Genomic DNA, 16,233 nt, shown 5'->3' with positions numbered 1-16,233 from the left:
GGGTGTGGAACACAGGCACTCCAGCCACCATCAACACAAACATAAACGTGGATAGCTGGCGCCACTGGGAGGCAAGCTGATCAGATGATGGTTCGAGTGGGTGGCTGCAATCGCTGCAGATCAGCATCTTCTTGGAGCGCCCCACCTTGGTGAGTAGGCGGCAGCCGCATTTTGGGCAGGCCATGGTTTTTACAGAGTGGAGAAGTTTTTAAAGAGTGGAGGAGTATGGAGCTGAGAGGGACTCCAAGTGATCTCGACGATTGATAAGCACTTCTACTGACACCGATTGGATTTGATCTACTTTTGCCGCCCCAAGCCGATGCGTCTGTTTCTATCGTTACCGATCCGAAGGCGTATTCGTCATCTTTCACATGCCTGAGCTGTTGAGATTTCTATTACCTGGTTGACACGATGACTGTTGCTCTGCTTCAAACCGCCTGGTTGGTTCCTTTCTATCCCTTGCTGGCGGCCCTTTTGTCGCTGGCCTGGTCGCCGGGGTTGATCTCTCGCACCGGCCCGCGCCCCTGCGGCTACCTCAACTTGGCCATGGTGGCCGTGGCCTTCAGCCACAGCTTGCTAGCGCTAACGGCCTTGCACACCAATGCCGCCGCTGGGGCCCAGGCCCTCTATAAGCCCGTGAGCTTCAGCTGGACCTGGCTCGAGACGGCAGGTCTAAGGGTCGGCTTCGACGGGCTGGTGACCGAGCCAGTACTGATCGCCATGACCGTGATCACCGGCTTGCACCTGCTGGTTCAGATCTACGCCATCGGCTACATGGAAATGGACTGGGGTTGGCCCCGCTTCTTTGGCTGCCTGAGCTTCTTTGAGGCTGGCCTGTGTGGTCTGGTGCTCACAGATTCGGTGTTTTTCAGCTACGTAATTCTCGAGTTGCTAACCCTGGGCACCTACCTGATCGTGGGCACCTGGTACAACCAACCCCTGGTGGTGAAAGGGGCTCGCGACGCCTTTCTCACCAAGCGCATCGGCGACCTGATCTTGCTAGCGGGGGTAATTGCCCTGTTGCCGGTTAGCGGCACCTGGAATTTTCATGGCCTGCAGGGATGGGCCGCCGATCTCACCAACAACGGCCAACCCCTGCCGGCTGGATTCACGTTGATCCTGCTAGCACTGATCGCCGGCCCCATGGGCAAGTGCGCCCAAATTCCTCTGCACCTCTGGCTGGATGAGGCCATGGAGAGCCCCCTGCCCTCCACCGTGCTGCGCAACTCGGTAGTGGTGGTTGGTGGCGCCTGGGTGCTGCTGCGCCTGGAGCCCCTCATCGAACTGAGCCCGCTGGTGCAGGCCGTGCTGGTTGCCGTTGGCGGCACCACGGCGGTGGTGGCCTCGTTGATCGCGCTGGCTCAGGTGGATGTAAAGCGAGCCCTCTCCTTCTTGGTGAGCAGCTGGCTTGGTTTGCTGTTTGTGGCGGTGGGTTTGGGTGGCACAGCGGTGGCCGATCACCTGCTGCTCGTTTATCCGCTGCCGATGGCCCTGATCCTGATGGCCATTGGCACCATCGTGATCAGCAACGTGACCCAGGACCTCACCCAGCTGGGTGGGCTTTGGAGCCGGCGGCCGCTTATGGGCCTGGCCTTCCTCACCGGGGCAGCTGGCCTGATGGGACTGCCTCCCTTCGCCAGTTTTGCCGCCTTGCGCGAGCTGCTTGCTCTCACAGCAGCCAGCGGCCATCCCTGGCTGCTGGGTGGCTTGGTGCTGCTCACCAATTGCCTGATCAGCGCAGGCTTGATTCGTGTATTCGGCCAAATCTGGGGCGGTCGCCCCACACCCTTCACCCAGCGCTCCGCCGAGGTGTTGTGGTTGATGGTGTTGCCCACCACCGTGTTGATGGGTATGGAGCTGCACCTGCCTCAATTGTTGGTGCGCAATGGCGTATTCAGCCTCACTCCCCTGCCCGGTTGGGGGCCGCTGGCCTGGCCTCTGCTGGTATCGACCCTGGTGGGAGGGGGTTTCTCCGCTGCCTTCTACCTGCGGCCCCACGGCCTGGCCCGGCTGCCCCAGGCCCTCTCAGGCCTGCAGGAGTGGCTCGCCCACGACATGCAAACCGAGCGCTTTTATCACCGCACCGTGGTGGCTCTGGTGCTGGCCTTAGCCCGCTTTGGCGCCTGGAGTGATAGCCGCCTGGTGGATGGTTTCAGCGGTGGCACCGGGGCCGCAGCCATGGCTGGAGCCCGCCGGCTAAGCCTCACCACCTCCGGCCGCTCCCAGGCTTACGCCCTCAGCCTGGTGCTGGGGGTGCTGCTGATGGCTGCCTGGCTGTTGGCCAGCCCCGCACCCTTACCCCTGTCCTTGCTGCCGTGACCTCTTCCCCGCTGCTGCTACTGCTGCTGATCCCCGGGGTTGCGGGTTTGCTGCTGTCCCGATTGCCGGAGGGGCGTCCCGCCTTGGTGCGCTCCCTGGCCGCCCTGGCCGCCCTGGCCCAGTTTTTGGTTGGGGTGTACTGCTGGCTGCAGCCCCCCGCCGACCTCAGCCTTACCTGGTTGCCTCGCCTGGGCCTTGCCCTGGAGCTCGGTCTCGATGGCATCTCCCTGCCCCTGGTGCTGCTCACCGCCCTGCTTACTGCTATGGCGGTGTTGGCCTCTCCTGCAGACCAGGGCCGCTCGCGCCTCTACTTCTCCTTAATGCTTGCCACCAACTTCGGGGTGGTGGGCGCCTTCCTCGCCCGCAATGCCTTGTTGTTTGTGCTGGCATTTGAGCTGGTGTTGATCCCCACCACGCTGCTGGTGGCTATATGGGGAGGGGAGCGACGAGCAGGAGCTGCCACCCGCTTCCTGCTTTATGGCGCCGTTTCTGGCCTCAGCCTGCTTGCTGGGGTACTGGCCTTCGGTTGGTTGGGTCAGGGCGCTGCCACCAGCACCGTGAGCTTCAGTTTTGAGGCCCTGGCGGCAACGCCCCTCGCTCCAGCTGCCCAGGCCTGGGTGCTGGCCCTGCTGCTGCTTGCTTTTGGCCTGAAGTTGCCCGTGGTGCCGCTGCACGGTTGGCAGCCGTTCAGCTACAGCCAGGCCCCTGCTCCGGTGGTGATGTTGCTTGGTGGGGCCGTTTCCAAGCTTGGTGCCTACGGCCTGCTGCGCTTTGGTGTGGGCCTATTGCCAGACGCCTGGACAGCTTTTTCCCCCTGGATCGCTGCTGCTGGTGCCGTTAGCGCCGTGTATGGCGCCCTTAACGCTGTTGCGGCTACAGATATGCGCCGCCTGATGGCCTACAGCTCGCTTGGCCATATGGGCTTGCTGGTATTGGCTCTGGCTGCCGCTACCCCCTTGAGCCTGCAGGGGGTGATGGCTCAGGTGATTGCTCACGGCTTAATAGTGGCCCTGCTATTTGCCTGCGTTGAGCTAATCCAGCGCAAGACCGGGACCACCGTTATTGCCGAGCTATCCGGCCTGCTCAATCCGATTAGGGGCCTGCCCTTCACGATGGGTTTGTTGTTGCTTGCCCTGATGGCCGCCGCTGGCATTCCTGGACTGGCTGGCTTCCCTGCAGAACTTCTTGTGTTTGAGGGCAGCTGGACCGTCTTTCCTAGGGCAACGTTGGTGTGCCTGGTGGCCTCTGGTTTTACTGCTGTTTATGCGGTGCGGCTATTCAATCGGGTTGGTTTTGGCCGGCTCGATAATTCCCGAGCTGACTGGCAGGGCACCAGCCTGGGCGAGCGATTGCCGGCCGTTGTGCTCACCCTGCTGGTGCTACTTACCGGACTATGGCCCCTAGGACTAACCGGCTGGAGTGAAACCGCCACCGCTGCCCTTGCCCTCCGCACCCAACTGCCCGTATGACACCCATCGTTTCGACCCCGGGTGTCCGCACACCCCTGATTCCTCCCTCAACCCATCCCTACGCAGAGGTGATCCACCGGCTTGAGGCGGGAGGATCAATGCTGCCTGATACCCCCGAGAACCTGCAGCAGATCATCGGTATCTATAAGGCCTACGCCGTGCCGATGGATTTTTATTGGCGCGATCTTTTGTATATCGCTGAGCGGGTATTTCTCAATCCGCTTCCCGCATTCAAGTATTTTATTTCTAAGGAGTATCTCGATCTCCCCAATAGCTACTCCGGTGATCAATCCAAGCTGCGTATCTGGCGCGGCGGTGAAAAGGCCCATCCGGAGCTACTGGAGTTTATGGAGCGGGGTGAGACCCGCCGCATGCCCAAGCTGCTGCATCACCTTTGGCACGACCGGGTGAACATGGAATTCGCCGAGGCCTGCATGCAGGCCATGTTCTGGCACCAGGGCATGGGCGGCCGCTTCAACGACTTCCTGGAGAGCGACGTCTACAAGGCCAATGCCGATCGGGCGATCAAGGCCTACTTCAAGGGCAATTTGGTGATGCTGGGGCTCTATAAGCTGTTCCCGGATATGTTTATGGAGCAAGTCAAGCAACTCTCCTTCTACGCCAACCTCGGCCTATTTTGGGAGGTGATGGCACCGGTGTTCTTCGAGATGAGCGACCTCTACGACGAGGGGAAGCTCACTTCCGTTCCCGAGGCGATGGACTTCCTCGTCAACGGCATCTTCGCGGTGGCGGGGCGGCCGATTTACCACCATGTGTTCATCCGGGGCGAGTGCTTCGAGATCATTCCCAAGAGCGAGGGCTTCACCTGGCTCTATGAGGCGGCGTTGCCCTATGTGGAGGCGGTGTTTTACCGCACCTCACCGTTCCGCGGCACCAAGAGCTACAACGCTCAGGCCGGACAGGTGCCGGCCGATCAAGCCGACTTCCACTACGGCATCCTCTATGCCGATGTGTTCCCGGTGGGATCCGCCGGCATTCCGCCCACCCTGCTGATGCAGGACATGCTGCATTTCCTGCCCCCCTATCTGCAGGAGCTCTACAAGCAGCATCGCCGCGGCGAAGAAGATCAACTGATCCAGTTGGGCATCACCTTTCAGCGCTCGATGTACAACGTCACCTCGGCGGTAATCCAGGCCCTCCGCTGCGCCCTGCTCTATCCCCTCGACGACACCGACCCGGAGCATCTTGCGGCCAACCGCCGCTTCTTTGAGGCCCAGATGGATCGTTTCCTGCGGCCCGAGGCGCGCCTTCCCGACATTCAAACCCAGGATTACCGCTAGGAGAGCTGCCATGGCCACGATTCTGGAAACCGCCCTCGCCGCCGGCGCCTTCAACACCCTGCTGGCGGCCGTCGATGCCGCCGGCCTGCGCGGCGCCCTGGAGGGCCCGGGCCCCTTCACGGTGTTTGCCCCGGTGGACGATGCCTTTGCTGCACTGCCTGCGGGCACGGTGCAAACGTTGGTAGACAACCCACCCCAGTTGGCTCGAATCCTCAAGTACCACGTGCTGGCTGGTGCCTACACCCGCGAGGCCCTGGTGGCCCAGGCCGAGTGGCCGAGCTTGGAGGGGGCTCCGATCCCGATCCGCCGTAGCGAGCCCTTTGAGGTGAAGAACGCCACAGTGGTAACCGCAGACATTGCCTGCGACAACGGCATTGTGCACGTGATTGATCGCGTGATCCTGCCGGGCTGATCACCTTCGCCACCCTCGCCCCGCTGGCTCCCTTGGGTTCCTCCCTGCTCACCACCCTGCTGCTGTTGTTGGTGGGGGCCCTGCTGGCCCGGTTGACGGCCACCCGGCTCGCCCGCTGGGCAGTGCCGGCGATCGTGCTGGAGCTGGGAGTTGGCTTTGCCCTGGGCAACACCGTGCTGCCTTTTGAGCAGATCCGCTCCCTCTCCGGTCTGCTGGAGCTGGGGGTGCTCACCCTGTTTTTTCAGGTGGGTCTGGAGGTGCGCGGCGGCTTGTTGGGCTCCCGGCCAGCGGCAGTGCTGCGCACGGTGTTGCTGTCGGCGCTAACGCCGCTGCTGGCCTGGTGGCCGCTGCAGCAGGCATTTGGACTTTCCACTGCCACCACCCTGCTCTTTGTGGCCGTGCTCAGCGCCACCGGCACCGGGGTGACCCTGCGGGCCCTCGGCCAGCTCGGTGCCTTGAAAACCCCCTCCGGTCGCCTGCTTGTGGGGGTGTCGGTGCTCGACGATCTGCCCGCGATCGGCCTGCTCACCTGCTCTCTGCTGTTGGCGGGCACCCGCCTGGGCGGTGGCGCGGCTACGGCCGGGTCCGGTTGGCTGGTGCTGCTCGGCCCAGCCTTGGCCCTGTTGAGCGTGCCGCTGTCGAGCTGGTGGTTGCGGCGCCACGGGCCCTGGCAACCGGGGCCCTTAGGAATGTTGCTGCTGTTGATCGGCTGCAGCTGGATCGGTGAGGTCACCGGGGTGACCAGCCTGCTGGGGGCGCTCTGGGGTGGGGTGCTTTTCAATCGCCTGGCGCCCATGGGGGAAGGGAGCACCGAGGCCCGCGAGCTTCGGGGCAACCTGGCCCTGCTGTCGGAGGTGTTTTTGCCCCTCTATTTCCTAGGGGTGGGGATGCGCATCCAGGCGGGCACCCTGTTGCAGCCCTCGGCCTGGTGGCTGGCCCTGGTGCTCTTGCTGCTGGCGATTGGCTGCAAGTTGATCTGCGGGCTTGGCATCAGCGGCCGGGATCAGGTGGCCGGGGTGGATCGCTGGGTGGTGGTGTTTGGCCTTATCCCCCGGGGCCTGCCTGGTCTGGTGTTTGCCTCCACTGCCTTGGCCAGTGGGGTGATCACCGCCGCCCAGTTCTCCGCCCTTGTGCTCATGGTGAGTGGCACCACCGTGCTGGGCCTGCTTTTGCTGGGCCGGCGTTTGGCAGCTATGGCGTGTCCATTGCCTGCTTCACCACTGCGTAGCAGCGATCAAGCTGGTCTTCGCTGATGCCCAGGGGCGGCAGCAGGTACACCACGTTGCCCAGGGGGCGCAGGTACACGCCCTGCTGCAGGCATTGGCGCTGGATCTGTTTGCCGACGGGATTGAGGTAGCTGGCTTCGCCGGCGTCCACATCCCAGGCCGCCATGGTGCCGACGCAGCGGGGGCGCCGCACGAGCGGGTGGGCGGCAAGCTCTTCCAGCAGTGGCGTGTGGCGCACCTCGAACTGCTGGAAGCGCTCGGGGTTGGCCTGAAGCAGATCCAGGCTGGCAAGGGCAGCTGCACATCCGAGGGGATTGGCGGTGAAGCTGTGGCCGTGGAAGAAGGTGGCCTCCGGCCGTTCGCTGATGAACCCCTGGTAGAGGCGCTCGCTGGCCATCGTTGCCCCCATCGGCAGGAAGCCACCGGTGAGGCCTTTGGAAAGGGCCATCAGGTCGGGCTGTATGCCAGCCCGGCGGCAGGCGAACAGGTCGCCGGTGCGGCCGAAGCCTGTGAACACCTCATCGGCAATCAGCAGGGATCCGGCAGCCTGGACCCGCTCGGCCACGGCCCGCAGGAAGGCCGGCCGCACCACCCGCATGCCGCTCGCCCCCTGGATCAAGGGTTCGAGGATCACTGCCGCGGTGGGCGTCTCTAGGGCCTGTTCGAGCTGGCGTAGGGCGACCTGTTCTCTTTGCTCCACCGCGTCGTCGCCCCAGTGGCTGTGGGGCCAGGCCACCCGGGCTACGGCAAATAACAGCGGCTCATAGGGGTCGGTGAACAGGGAGCGCTCCCCCAGGGCCATCGCTCCGAAGGTGTCGCCGTGGTATGCCCCCTCAAAGGAGATCACCTGGCGGCGTTCGCTGCCCTGGTTGCGCCACCACTGCCACGCGATCTTGAGGGCCACTTCCACGGCGGTGGAGCCGTTATCTGAGAAGAACAGCCGCTCGAGGCCCGTGAGCGCACTGAGTCGGGTGGCGAGTTGCTCGGCGGGTTCGTGGCTGAAGTTGGCGAAGATCACCTGCTCCAGCTGCTGGGCCTGGCGGGCGATCGCCGCCGCAATGGCTGGCTCGGCGTGGCCGTGCAGGGTCACCCACCAGCTGCTGATGGCGTCGATCAAGTGGCGACCATCACTCAGCTCCAGCTCACTACCTCGGGCCGCGCGCACCTGCAGCGGCTCGGGGCTGCTGGCCACCTGGGTGGTGGGGTGCCAGAGGTGGGGGTGCCAGGTCACAGGGTCAGGCTTCAAGGTGATCAATGAAGCGCACCGAAAGTCTCCGGATAGTTGCGTTGGCCCTTCGTTCTAAACCTCGGGCCGTGTCTCGTGTGTTTCCCATCTGCCGAGCCGTGGAGCTCACGCTCAAAGGTTCCCCTGCAGCGATTCCGTAGCGCAATCGCTGCAGTTCGGCCTCCTGTTCTGGCAGTTCATCGAGCAGCTGAAGCCGCCAGGGCATTGCTGATGGCGTCGCGAATCAACCAGGTGGCGTAGGTGGAAAAGCGGTAGCCCTGGCCGGGATCGCATCGTGTAGGTGGAGCGCCCCCGCCATGACGGACTCTCCGCAGCCGATCCGGGCCACTGCCCGTGGTGTAATCCCTGAGGAATTTCAGCCGTTGCTGGAGCGACCAGGTGCCCACTGCTGGATCAGCTGTTCGAGGCGTACCAGCTGGTAGCGGGTCTGCTCGTTGGGCTGTTGGATGTAGGCGCTCCGCAGCTGATCCAGCTCCGCGTCAAGCGAGAGCAGCACGGGGTGGTTCTCGTTCACGGAGCAAATCCAGGACCTACCACCAAATCCTAAGCCTTTATTAAATTTCGGGGATGGTCGGTCGGGTTTCGATTGGCTCAGGCTCTGATCGGCTCAGGTTCCGATTGGCAGTGGGCCGTCCCGGTCGGAGCGGAAGGTGAGAGGCATGGATGGCACATGCCGCTGAATCAACTCCAGCAGCTGCTTGAAAACCTCGCGGGTGTGGGGGGCGGTAGTGCCCATGGCTTCGCGACTCAGCAGCACCAGCTCCAGCACCTTGCCATCTGCTTTTGATTGCACATCGGCGAACAGCTGCATGCGCTGGGTTTCACCGCCACCGCGGATCATGGCGCTGAGGTGGGCTGGTGTGCGGTGCTCGATCTCCGCTCTGAGCCCCTCCAATACAGGCTGGAGGGCTTCCAGCATGGCGGCGGCATCCAGCGGCACGCCGGGTTTGAGCACCACTAAAAACCGCGCCACAGCCACTCCCTTATCAATTCACGCTACCTGTTGCAGCCTGCCCAGCTGGTTGGTCCGGATCCAGAGGTAATCCCTGCACGGCCAGGGCGAGGCGCCGGGCCAGCAGCAGCGCCGGATAAAGGCGCTTTGCTCTCCCCGGTGTGGCGAGGATCGGGCCGAGCAGCTGCAGCAGGGTGGCGCTGGGCTCCAGCCGGCTGCAAATCCACTGAATCGCCTCGGCTCCATGCAGCACCCGGCCCTCTGCCAACACCACGGCACCCTGGCTCAGGTCCCAGCCCTGCTGCCGCAGCTGCCGCCGCAGTTCGTGATCGCTGCGGCCATCGCGGATCGCCAAGTTCGGGATGCCACTGCGCAGTTCTGACAGCTCAGCGAAATGGCGGCAGAAGGGACAGCCGCCGTCAAACACCAGTACCGGATGGTCAAGTGCCGGGGGGCCAATCATCGGCTGCAGCCTTGGAGATCGCTGTCATCCTGAAGGCCTAGCGGTTTAGTTGTTGTGTATGCCCAGCTCGGGCCCGGAATCCATCGCCGTGATCGGGGCCGGGGTATCGGGCTGCGCTTTCGTTGCCCAGCTGCGCCGCTTGGGTTACACCGGAGCCCTCAGCCTTTGGGAGACAGGGCGAGGCCCGGGCGGACGGGCCAGCACCCGGCGCTTCCGCCAGGATCATGGGCTGCGCATCGATCACGGGGCGCCCCTGCTCAACATCACCGGCGCAACGGAGCCGCTGTTGTTGCAGCCCCTGCTGGCGGGGGGCTGGATTGAGCCGTGGCCTGGTTTGATCGCCCAGCTTCAGGGGGAAGCGACCCTGCGGCCAGGCCAGGCTGATGCCCTGGGGCTCGGCCAGCTCTACCGGGGTCGGGGTGGCATGGATCATCTCTGCAAAGGACTGTTGAGCCTGGCCGGCGAGGCTGGCGAAGCGTGGCAGCCCCACTACGGCACCCTGGTGCGCCACCTCGATTGGAAGGATGGTCTCTGGCAGCTGCTGGATCGGGAGGGGGAGTTGCTGGGGCAGGCCCATTGGCTTGTGCTGAGCAGCACCCTGCTGGCCCATCCGCGCAGCAGGCAGATTTTTGGCTGGGAGGAGGTGCCCCTCAAGCAGGCCGCAGAACGACTGGGCGACCTCCGACTGGAGCATGCCCTCACTGTGATCGCCGGCATCCGCGCTGAGGCCCGCAGCAATCTGCTGGTGCTGCTTGAGGCAGCCGCGGCAGGACCTTGGGCCAGTCTTCCTTTCAGCCTGCTTCATTTCGATGCTGCAGCCCAGCAGCGCTGGGGGCTGCAGCGGATCACCGTTCAGCCCTTGGCCGACGGGCGCTGCGCCGTGGTGGCCCATTCCAGCCACTCCTTTGCCGCCGATCACCTTGATGTCTATGGCACCCATTCCGCCGTGGCCCGCATGCTTCAGCTGCCCCCCGATGAGGGCCGCGAAGATACGGTGATCACTGCCCTCACCACCGCTCTTGAGCAGGTGATGGCCCCCTGGTTGCCTGGACTAAACCTCGCCACGGCTGATCGCCAGCTGATGCGCTGGGGTGCCGCTTTTCCCCTGGCGCCCGGGCTGCCCTCCGAACTCAGTTGCTGCCCAAGCAGCCGGGTGGGATTCTGCGGCGACTTCATCGCCGGGGTGGGATTTGGGCGGATTGAGGGTGCCCTGCGCAGCGGCGAACAGCTGGCCCACGAGCTTTGTGCACTTGCCTAAAGCTGCGTGCTGCCGATCATTGCGATAGGTGCAGCCTTGCTACAGATCGCCCAAACGGTGTTGATTGCGATTGCAGCCATTGCTGCGGTGGGGCTATCAGTTGGGAGGTGAGACGTCTTGGATGTCTTGCAGGCGATCACCTTCCCGGACTGCGATGCGGCCCCTTTCACCACAAGCGGCACTCAGCAGTGCTGTTCACGGCCCGCCGCGCCGTTGCCGGAGCCTTCCCGTGGTTCCTGCCCAGCAACTTGATGTGGTGAACCGGGCTGCCCACTACTTCGCCCATCATTTTTCCGAGCAGATCGAGCTGGAGGTGGTGGCTGATTCGATCGGGGTGAGTGCTGAGTGGCTCGATCTCTGCTTTGACCACTGCCGCGGTAAGACACCGTTTCAGACGCTCCAGCACATTCGACTCAGCCGGCTATTTGAGGGGATTGCAGCCCAACCGCAAACCACCCTTGAGCAGCAGGTGCACCGCTGTGGCCTGGCTTCGGTGATGGCAGCCAATCGGCTGTTTGAGGAGTTGTTCGGCATTGGCCTTGCACCCTTTCGTCGGGTTTGTCGCCGCGCCGAGGCTGATCGCTTGCTGCGACAGCGGAGCTGCTGAATCCTGGGACCTTCAACCTCCATCTGGATCGCGCTGGTCAGTGGCTGGGGGCTGGTTTCCTGCCTCGGTCTGGCGGTGATGCTGGTCCTACTGGAGCGCAGCTTCAGTGCGGCCCCAGCTCTACAACCAGCTCCATCAGGAAGCTCCCTTGCCCCTACCTCCTGCACCGTGGTGGTGCCGGCTTACAACGAAGCGGACAACATCAGCGACTGCGTGCGGGCAATCCTCGCCAGCGAGGCGCCATGTGAGAACTGGGCATTGATGGTGGTTGATGACGACTCAAGCGACACCACTGCGGCCTTAGCCCTGCAGGCGGGCGCAGGCGATCCACGCTTTGGCCTGCTGTCGGCGGGTGCCCGTCCCCCGGCAGAGCGCTGGGTGGGTAAAAACTGGGCCTGTTTTCGCGCCAGCAGCGAGCTCGAAAGCGATTGGTTGGTCTTCATCGATGCGGATGTGCGCGTCGCTCCGGGAGCGCTGCGGGCCGCCTTGACAGACGCCATTGCCCACGGGGCCGATTTGCTCACCCTGGCGCCGCGGCTCACCTGTGGCTGCCTGGCCGAGTGGCTGGTGCAGCCGATCATCGCCAGCTTGCTGGGACTGGGTTTTCCAATTGAGCGCGCTAATGATCCCTGCGATCCCTTGGCCTTTGCGGCGGGTCCGTTTCTGCTGTTCCGCAGCCAGGCCTACAGAGCCATTGGTGGCCACGCTGCCGTGGCCGGCGAGGTGGTGGAGGATCTCGCCCTGGCTCGGGCGATCAAGGGCCAGGGCTTCCGCCTGCGCTACCTGCTGGGGCTCGACTGGTTGACCCTGCGCATGTACCGAGACTTGGCCTCTCTCTGGGAAGGCTGGACCAAAAACTGGCTGCTTGGCCTCGATGGTGATGTGGCGAAGGCCTTGGCGGCTGGTGCGGTGGTGCTGCAGCTCTACGCCATTCCCTGGTTGTTGCTGCCCCCAGCCCTTCTGTTGGCCTGGCGATCGCCCCTGCCCCTGTCCTGGTTGCCGGCCCTGGCGGCCCTGCTGGCCATCGCGCTGCAATTGGCGATCCGGCTCTGGAGTCGTCGCCATTTCGGCACTCCCCTCAACTGGTGGTGGTTGGCGGGTCTGGGTGGGCTGTTGATCGGCGCCATGGCCCCGGTGTCTGTGATCAAGACCCTCAGCGGCCGGGGCTGGACCTGGCGGGGTCGCTCCTTGCACATGTAGCAATAGCCCCATACGTTGAGTGCCCACCGCCAGCGGGGTTTCCCCAGGCATGCCCAGCCCATTCAACGAATGGATGCCCGAAGTGGTGGTGTTTCACCCCACCCGCTTCGAGGAGGCGCAGTGGATCGTGCACCACCTGCGCGAGCGCAAGACCGTGCTGGTGCACGCCGGGGCGATGGAGCGCAGCGAGGCCCAGCGGTTGATTGATTTCGTGGCTGGTGGTGTCAGCGCTATCGATGGACAGGCCGAATGCCTCGACGATCTCACCTTCGTTTTCGTCCCAGAGATGGTGGCCTTGCGGCGGGATCCCGCACCGCCGTGATCCAGGCTGCACCGCTCTGCCTCCTAGGCTCAAACCCATTCTGGGAGTGGGCTGAGTGCCCCGTCTACGTCGCTTTCTGTACTCCCTCGGGCCCGTCCTGACGATTGCGGCCCACCTCGGCTGCCTGCTGCTCTTTTGGACCGGTCTCAGCCTCGGTGCGGCCCTTTGGGCTTTGGGGCTCTACTTGGTCCGCATGCTGGCCACCACAGCCATCTATCACCGCCTGATCACCCACTCCAGCTACAAGGCGCCCCGTCCCGTTGCCTGGATCGGTGCCTTTGTGGGGGCTTCGGCAGGTCAGATGGGCCCTAGCTGGTGGAAGGCCCACCACCAAACCCATCACCGCCACGTCGACACTTGCGCCGACCCCCACACCCCCCTTGCTCCTTCAGCGGGATGGAGGGGCCTGTGGCGCTCCCAGGTTGGTTGGTTGTTGTCTTCAAGTTTTTTCCCCACAACCCTGCCGGCCGATGTGGAGGCAGATCCGGTGTTGCGCCTGATCGACAGGCTCCATTTTGTGCCCGTGCTGCTGCTGGCCGGGCTGTCTTGGCAGCTGGGCGGACTGCCTTGGCTGGCGGCCTTCTGCCTAAGCACAACAGTGCTCTATCACGGGGTGGCCAGCGTTAATTCCCTGGCCCACCTGCAAGGTGATCAGCCCTTCGCCACCGGAGATGCCAGCCGCAACAACCTGTTTGTGGCCGTGATCACCCTGGGCGAGGGCTGGCACAATCTTCACCACGCTTTCCAAGCTTCGGTGCGTCAGGGAATCACCCTGCGGCAAGGGCGAGTGCGGCTATTGCCAGATCCCACCTACCGCTTTATCCGCCTGCTGGAGCGTTGCGGCTGGGCCTGGGATCTAAGGATCCCCAGTAATCACGCCCTGCTTGCCCGCGGCGCTGAGAGCTAAAAAGCGCAGGCCACAAGGCTCAACTGCAGCCAGCAACCTCCTGGAGCCAGCTTTTCCACAACCACATTCTTGTGCTGATCGTGGGCTACCAAATGGGCGAAGGTTTCTGCGTCGTCTCTGGTGTTGAAGCGAGCTGCTTGCACCTGCAGCGGCACGCTTTGCTCGCGTTCTACGGCAGCGCGTACGCGATAACGACCCGAAGCGATGGGATCATCCATAGGTGGATTCTGGATCCAATTTCTGGAAATTGCGCCAGCCTTCAGAGTTTCAGAGAAATTGATGGCTGGGGTGAGTTAAGCCAGGGTGTGTAAGCCAGTTCAGGGTCGCAGCAATTCGGCAACCAGTGGCTCCAGCGCCGCGGGATGTTGCAGCAGCTGCTGGTGGGTGCGCACGGGCAAGGGCTGCCGCGGGCCCAGCGGTAATACGGCGCGCCAACCAGGCAGCACCATCAGGTCGGCAGCGCAGTAGAAGCTGCAGCATTCCACGCCGTCTAGCCCCTCGAGATTTGTGTTGAGCTGGCGCAGCAGCGGGCTGCCCCATTTCATGTCGGCAATGCCAGCCAGCAGCCAGCTTGGCCAGGGCTGAGCTGTGAGAGTGCCCTGCTGGGGGCTACCGACGCTGATGAAGCGGCGGGTGCGCGATCGGCCGCCCTGAAGTTGGATCCAGGTACGGCCGATCACGCCACCCATTGAGAAGCCCAGCAGGTCGATTTGGGTGTGGGGACCAAAGGTTGCTTCGATTTGGCGGCCCAGCCGGTGAGCTAACTCCAGGATCGGAGTGGCACCGAGGCGATTGGGTAGGTAGGGGATAAGCAGTGGGGATCGCCGCTCATCCAGCTGGATTTTGAGGCGATCAAACAGGCGTGGCGTGTCCCACAGACCGTGCACCAGCACCAAGGGAGGAGCGCTTGCCATGGGCTCAGGCTAAGAAGCTGGTTGGTTTGCATCAAAAAGCCGCCCCCGAAGGGACGGCCAATGGATCACCTGAGTGACCAGGAAATCAGCTTTTGCGAGCGGGGCTCAGTAGCGGCTGCCGCCACCGCCGTAGCCACCACCGTTGTAGCCACCGCCACCGCCGAAGTCGCGGCGACCGCCGCCACCACCACCGCCGCCACCGCCACCGCTGCCGCGGGGCTCAGCTTTGTTGACGCGGATGGCGCGACCCATCCACTCAACATCCTGGAGATCTTCAATTGCCTTGGTCTCTTCGGCCTCGTTGGCCATTTCGACAAAGGCGAAACCGCGCTTGCGGCCGGTGTCGCGGTCGAGGGGGAGGCTGCACTTGCTCACCTGTCCGTACTGGCTGAACAGATGCTGGACATCTTCCGCTTCCGCATCGAAGGAAAGATTGCCGACGTAAATGGTCATGAACTCAGAAACTATGAATTGATCCTTCGACGGCCCAACAGAAAGTGGTCAGCTCGCTAGAGAGAAATCTTTGAATCACTTCTTACCATACATGGCCGCCTAACGCTTTCGTCGAAACTGCCCCTCACAGGATGTGCCGTGACCAGCGGTGTGATGCCAAATCATCAAACCCTGGCTAGGGATGGGGTGTTCCAAGCCTTGCATCGCCATGTCGAAAGCCCAGCTCACAGCCTTCATGGTCAAGGTTGATGCCGATACGGCCCTAAGGGCCCGGGTTGATGCCGCCGGCAGTGTCGACGCGGTCGTGGCGATTGCCCTGGAGCAGGGCCATGCCTTTTCTCCTGCTTCCTGGTCCCGCGCCCAGCGTCCCTGAGCGCAGTCGCGCCTGCTTAGGGCCAGGGCGTGAAGGTGGCGGGCTGGTATTTGACGATGCCGATCCGCCAGCGCCGCTGGGCCAGTTGCTTCAGGCTGGCTAGCAACTCTTCAGTTGTGCCACCGGCGATCCAGTCGGCCTTGATCAATGGCAACCGCTCGCTCATCACTTCGAGCGGCATCTCCAACAGCAACAGGCTGTCTTCAGCAGCGGCGCGCCGCAGGGCACCCTCGTCACTGCGCTGCCACAGCCTCAGCAGCAGCTCCAGGGCAAGGGTGCGGCCTGCTTCGCCGGGTTCGCCGCCGCTGGCTTCCCTCTGGGACTTGCCGGTTAGGGGCAGGGCACGCTTGCCATCGAGTTCGACTAGGGCCAGGGCCACCAGGTATGGAGCGTCTGCCACGGAAATCTCTGTGAGTCGCCACACCATGGCGAGGGGCGCGGATTCAGTGTGGAAACTGACACGCATTAGGTCTTCTGTTGCCGTTGGCGGATGGGGCTGCCCCACAAGCATTTGCCGGGACTAAATTTTCAGCCGTTCGCTCACAACTCCTTTCCAGGGAGCCAGCGCCATGTCGAGCATTGTTGACCAGTTGGTGACCTATCGCTCAGCTCTGGCGGAGGCCACGGAGCGGGGAGATCAGGCCGTTGCCCGCAAGATCGAGCAGCAGATCAAGGAGCTGCAGGATTTTCAGGTGCGCCATCCTGAGGAAACCGAGGCTCCAACACCGTTTGAGGTGTTCTGTGACCTCAACCCATCGGATGTCAATTGCCTCGTCTACGACGATTGAGCCCTGGCTCAGTTGTTCGTTTT

The 16,233-nt window shown here is 63.4% G+C and carries 22 protein-coding genes; 12 read left to right on the top strand and 10 right to left on the bottom strand.

Going from position 1 to position 16,233, the window contains the following annotated elements; all coding sequences use genetic code 11:
* Positions 1 to 411 precede the first annotated feature (411 nt).
* Genes KBY74_RS02470 through KBY74_RS02450 form a run of 5 tightly spaced genes read left to right on the top strand, consistent with a single transcriptional unit; the run spans position 412 to position 6,754 of the window.
* Positions 412 to 2,319, top strand: coding sequence for an NAD(P)H-quinone oxidoreductase subunit F (locus KBY74_RS02470; RefSeq protein ID WP_254941358.1), 1,908 nt, complete (start codon positions 412 to 414; stop codon positions 2,317 to 2,319).
* On the top strand, positions 2,316 to 3,788 hold the full coding sequence (locus KBY74_RS02465) for an NADH-quinone oxidoreductase subunit M (protein ID WP_254941357.1): 1,473 nt from the start codon (positions 2,316 to 2,318) through the stop codon (positions 3,786 to 3,788). Before KBY74_RS02470 ends, KBY74_RS02465 begins: the two co-directional genes overlap by 4 nt.
* Complete coding sequence (locus tag KBY74_RS02460) at positions 3,785 to 5,089, top strand: CO2 hydration protein (protein WP_254941356.1); 1,305 nt, start codon at positions 3,785 to 3,787, stop codon at positions 5,087 to 5,089. Before KBY74_RS02465 ends, KBY74_RS02460 begins: the two co-directional genes overlap by 4 nt.
* 10 nt (positions 5,090 to 5,099) lie before the next feature.
* Positions 5,100 to 5,501, top strand: a complete 402-nt coding sequence (locus tag KBY74_RS02455) for a fasciclin domain-containing protein (protein WP_254941355.1) — start codon at positions 5,100 to 5,102, stop codon at positions 5,499 to 5,501.
* Positions 5,502 to 5,533: 32 nt separating this feature from the next.
* The gene (locus KBY74_RS02450; RefSeq protein WP_254941354.1) at positions 5,534 to 6,754 is read left to right on the top strand and encodes a cation:proton antiporter; all 1,221 of its coding nucleotides are present in this window, start codon (positions 5,534 to 5,536) and stop codon (positions 6,752 to 6,754) included.
* On the opposite strand, the gene bioA is transcribed toward KBY74_RS02450, so the two are convergent.
* The 6 genes from bioA to KBY74_RS02420 form a co-directional block, all read right to left on the bottom strand.
* Entirely contained in the window at positions 6,693 to 7,958 is a 1,266-nt protein-coding gene (gene bioA / locus KBY74_RS02445; RefSeq protein ID WP_254941353.1) for an adenosylmethionine--8-amino-7-oxononanoate transaminase, read from the bottom strand. The two genes, KBY74_RS02450 and bioA, sit on opposite strands and share 62 nt — an antisense overlap.
* Positions 7,959 to 7,962: 4 nt before the next feature.
* A complete protein-coding gene (locus tag KBY74_RS02440; RefSeq protein ID WP_254941352.1) occupies positions 7,963 to 8,178 on the bottom strand; it encodes a sigma factor-like helix-turn-helix DNA-binding protein in 216 nt (71 codons plus the stop codon).
* Positions 8,150 to 8,359, bottom strand: a complete 210-nt coding sequence (locus KBY74_RS02435; protein WP_254941351.1) for a hypothetical protein — start codon at positions 8,357 to 8,359, stop codon at positions 8,150 to 8,152. Before KBY74_RS02435 ends, KBY74_RS02440 begins: the two co-directional genes overlap by 29 nt.
* Positions 8,329 to 8,487 (bottom strand): hypothetical protein, encoded by a 159-nt coding sequence (locus KBY74_RS02430; RefSeq protein ID WP_254941350.1) that lies wholly within the window; start codon positions 8,485 to 8,487, stop codon positions 8,329 to 8,331. The genes KBY74_RS02435 and KBY74_RS02430 overlap by 31 nt, the downstream gene beginning before the upstream one ends.
* 93 nt (positions 8,488 to 8,580) lie before the next feature.
* A complete protein-coding gene (locus KBY74_RS02425) occupies positions 8,581 to 8,946 on the bottom strand; it encodes a hypothetical protein (protein ID WP_254941349.1) in 366 nt (121 codons plus the stop codon).
* A gap of 13 nt (positions 8,947 to 8,959) precedes the next feature.
* Positions 8,960 to 9,388 (bottom strand): DCC1-like thiol-disulfide oxidoreductase family protein, encoded by a 429-nt coding sequence (locus KBY74_RS02420; protein WP_254941348.1) that lies wholly within the window; start codon positions 9,386 to 9,388, stop codon positions 8,960 to 8,962.
* A gap of 58 nt (positions 9,389 to 9,446) precedes the next feature.
* On the opposite strand from KBY74_RS02420, the gene KBY74_RS02415 reads away from it, so the two are divergent.
* The 5 genes from KBY74_RS02415 to KBY74_RS02395 all read left to right on the top strand — a co-directional run bounded on the left by KBY74_RS02415 (position 9,447) and on the right by KBY74_RS02395 (position 13,682).
* Entirely contained in the window at positions 9,447 to 10,646 is a 1,200-nt protein-coding gene (locus tag KBY74_RS02415) for an NAD(P)-binding protein (RefSeq protein ID WP_254941347.1), read from the top strand.
* A 229-nt stretch (positions 10,647 to 10,875) separates the two neighbouring features.
* Positions 10,876 to 11,253 (top strand): hypothetical protein, encoded by a 378-nt coding sequence (locus KBY74_RS02410; protein WP_254941346.1) that lies wholly within the window; start codon positions 10,876 to 10,878, stop codon positions 11,251 to 11,253.
* A 78-nt stretch (positions 11,254 to 11,331) separates the two neighbouring features.
* On the top strand, positions 11,332 to 12,453 hold the full coding sequence (locus tag KBY74_RS02405; RefSeq protein ID WP_254941345.1) for a glycosyltransferase family 2 protein: 1,122 nt from the start codon (positions 11,332 to 11,334) through the stop codon (positions 12,451 to 12,453).
* Between the two features lie 49 nt (positions 12,454 to 12,502).
* Positions 12,503 to 12,775 (top strand): cell division protein SepF, encoded by a 273-nt coding sequence (locus tag KBY74_RS02400; RefSeq protein WP_254941344.1) that lies wholly within the window; start codon positions 12,503 to 12,505, stop codon positions 12,773 to 12,775.
* Between the two features lie 55 nt (positions 12,776 to 12,830).
* Positions 12,831 to 13,682, top strand: a complete 852-nt coding sequence (locus KBY74_RS02395; RefSeq protein ID WP_254941343.1) for an acyl-CoA desaturase — start codon at positions 12,831 to 12,833, stop codon at positions 13,680 to 13,682.
* Here KBY74_RS02395 and KBY74_RS02390 read toward each other — a convergent pair.
* The 3 genes from KBY74_RS02390 to KBY74_RS02380 form a co-directional block, all read right to left on the bottom strand.
* On the bottom strand, positions 13,679 to 13,900 hold the full coding sequence (locus KBY74_RS02390) for a hypothetical protein (RefSeq protein WP_254941342.1): 222 nt from the start codon (positions 13,898 to 13,900) through the stop codon (positions 13,679 to 13,681). The two genes, KBY74_RS02395 and KBY74_RS02390, sit on opposite strands and share 4 nt — an antisense overlap.
* A gap of 99 nt (positions 13,901 to 13,999) precedes the next feature.
* Positions 14,000 to 14,596, bottom strand: coding sequence for a triacylglycerol lipase (locus KBY74_RS02385; protein WP_254941341.1), 597 nt, complete (start codon positions 14,594 to 14,596; stop codon positions 14,000 to 14,002).
* 105 nt (positions 14,597 to 14,701) lie between these two features.
* Positions 14,702 to 15,049 (bottom strand): RNA-binding protein, encoded by a 348-nt coding sequence (locus KBY74_RS02380; protein ID WP_106501512.1) that lies wholly within the window; start codon positions 15,047 to 15,049, stop codon positions 14,702 to 14,704.
* Positions 15,050 to 15,257: 208 nt separating this feature from the next.
* Between KBY74_RS02380 and KBY74_RS02375 the strand changes: the two genes are divergently transcribed.
* Positions 15,258 to 15,422: a Nif11-like leader peptide family natural product precursor gene (locus tag KBY74_RS02375; RefSeq protein WP_254941340.1), complete on the top strand. Its 165-nt coding sequence runs from the start codon at positions 15,258 to 15,260 to the stop codon at positions 15,420 to 15,422.
* 16 nt (positions 15,423 to 15,438) lie between these two features.
* On the opposite strand, the gene KBY74_RS02370 is transcribed toward KBY74_RS02375, so the two are convergent.
* Positions 15,439 to 15,849 carry a hypothetical protein gene (locus KBY74_RS02370; protein WP_254941339.1) on the bottom strand — a complete coding sequence of 137 codons (411 nt, stop codon included), beginning with the start codon at positions 15,847 to 15,849 and terminating at the stop codon, positions 15,439 to 15,441.
* A 142-nt stretch (positions 15,850 to 15,991) separates the two neighbouring features.
* Here KBY74_RS02370 and KBY74_RS02365 point away from each other — a divergent pair, with 142 nt between their 5' ends.
* On the top strand, positions 15,992 to 16,210 hold the full coding sequence (locus tag KBY74_RS02365) for a CP12 domain-containing protein (RefSeq protein ID WP_106501514.1): 219 nt from the start codon (positions 15,992 to 15,994) through the stop codon (positions 16,208 to 16,210).
* Positions 16,211 to 16,233 lie beyond the last annotated feature (23 nt).

Origin of the sequence: Cyanobium sp. A1C-AMD (assembly GCF_024346495.1) — a bacterium.
GTDB lineage: Bacteria > Cyanobacteriota > Cyanobacteriia > PCC-6307 > Cyanobiaceae > Cyanobium_A > Cyanobium_A usitatum.
This window is presented reverse-complemented; position numbering and strand designations above follow the sequence as displayed.

Bases quoted from the DNA above. Each gene is read 5' to 3' on its own strand.
- KBY74_RS02375 (WP_254941340.1), top strand. From the start codon at position 15,258: ATGTCGAAAGCCCAGCTCACAGCCTTCATGGTCAAGGTTGATGCCGAT.
- KBY74_RS02380 (WP_106501512.1), bottom strand. From the start codon at position 15,049: ATGACCATTTACGTCGGCAATCTTTCCTTCGATGCGGAAGCGGAAGAT.
- KBY74_RS02470 (WP_254941358.1), top strand. From the start codon at position 412: ATGACTGTTGCTCTGCTTCAAACCGCCTGGTTGGTTCCTTTCTATCCC.
- KBY74_RS02400 (WP_254941344.1), top strand. From the start codon at position 12,503: ATGCCCAGCCCATTCAACGAATGGATGCCCGAAGTGGTGGTGTTTCAC.
- KBY74_RS02415 (WP_254941347.1), top strand. From the start codon at position 9,447: ATGCCCAGCTCGGGCCCGGAATCCATCGCCGTGATCGGGGCCGGGGTA.
- KBY74_RS02385 (WP_254941341.1), bottom strand. From the start codon at position 14,596: ATGGCAAGCGCTCCTCCCTTGGTGCTGGTGCACGGTCTGTGGGACACG.
- KBY74_RS02365 (WP_106501514.1), top strand. From the start codon at position 15,992: ATGTCGAGCATTGTTGACCAGTTGGTGACCTATCGCTCAGCTCTGGCG.
- KBY74_RS02455 (WP_254941355.1), top strand. From the start codon at position 5,100: ATGGCCACGATTCTGGAAACCGCCCTCGCCGCCGGCGCCTTCAACACC.
- KBY74_RS02390 (WP_254941342.1), bottom strand. From the start codon at position 13,900: ATGGATGATCCCATCGCTTCGGGTCGTTATCGCGTACGCGCTGCCGTA.
- KBY74_RS02460 (WP_254941356.1), top strand. From the start codon at position 3,785: ATGACACCCATCGTTTCGACCCCGGGTGTCCGCACACCCCTGATTCCT.
- KBY74_RS02405 (WP_254941345.1), top strand. From the start codon at position 11,332: ATGCTGGTCCTACTGGAGCGCAGCTTCAGTGCGGCCCCAGCTCTACAA.
- KBY74_RS02370 (WP_254941339.1), bottom strand. From the start codon at position 15,849: ATGGTGTGGCGACTCACAGAGATTTCCGTGGCAGACGCTCCATACCTG.
- KBY74_RS02420 (WP_254941348.1), bottom strand. From the start codon at position 9,388: ATGATTGGCCCCCCGGCACTTGACCATCCGGTACTGGTGTTTGACGGC.
- KBY74_RS02440 (WP_254941352.1), bottom strand. From the start codon at position 8,178: ATGCCCTGGCGGCTTCAGCTGCTCGATGAACTGCCAGAACAGGAGGCC.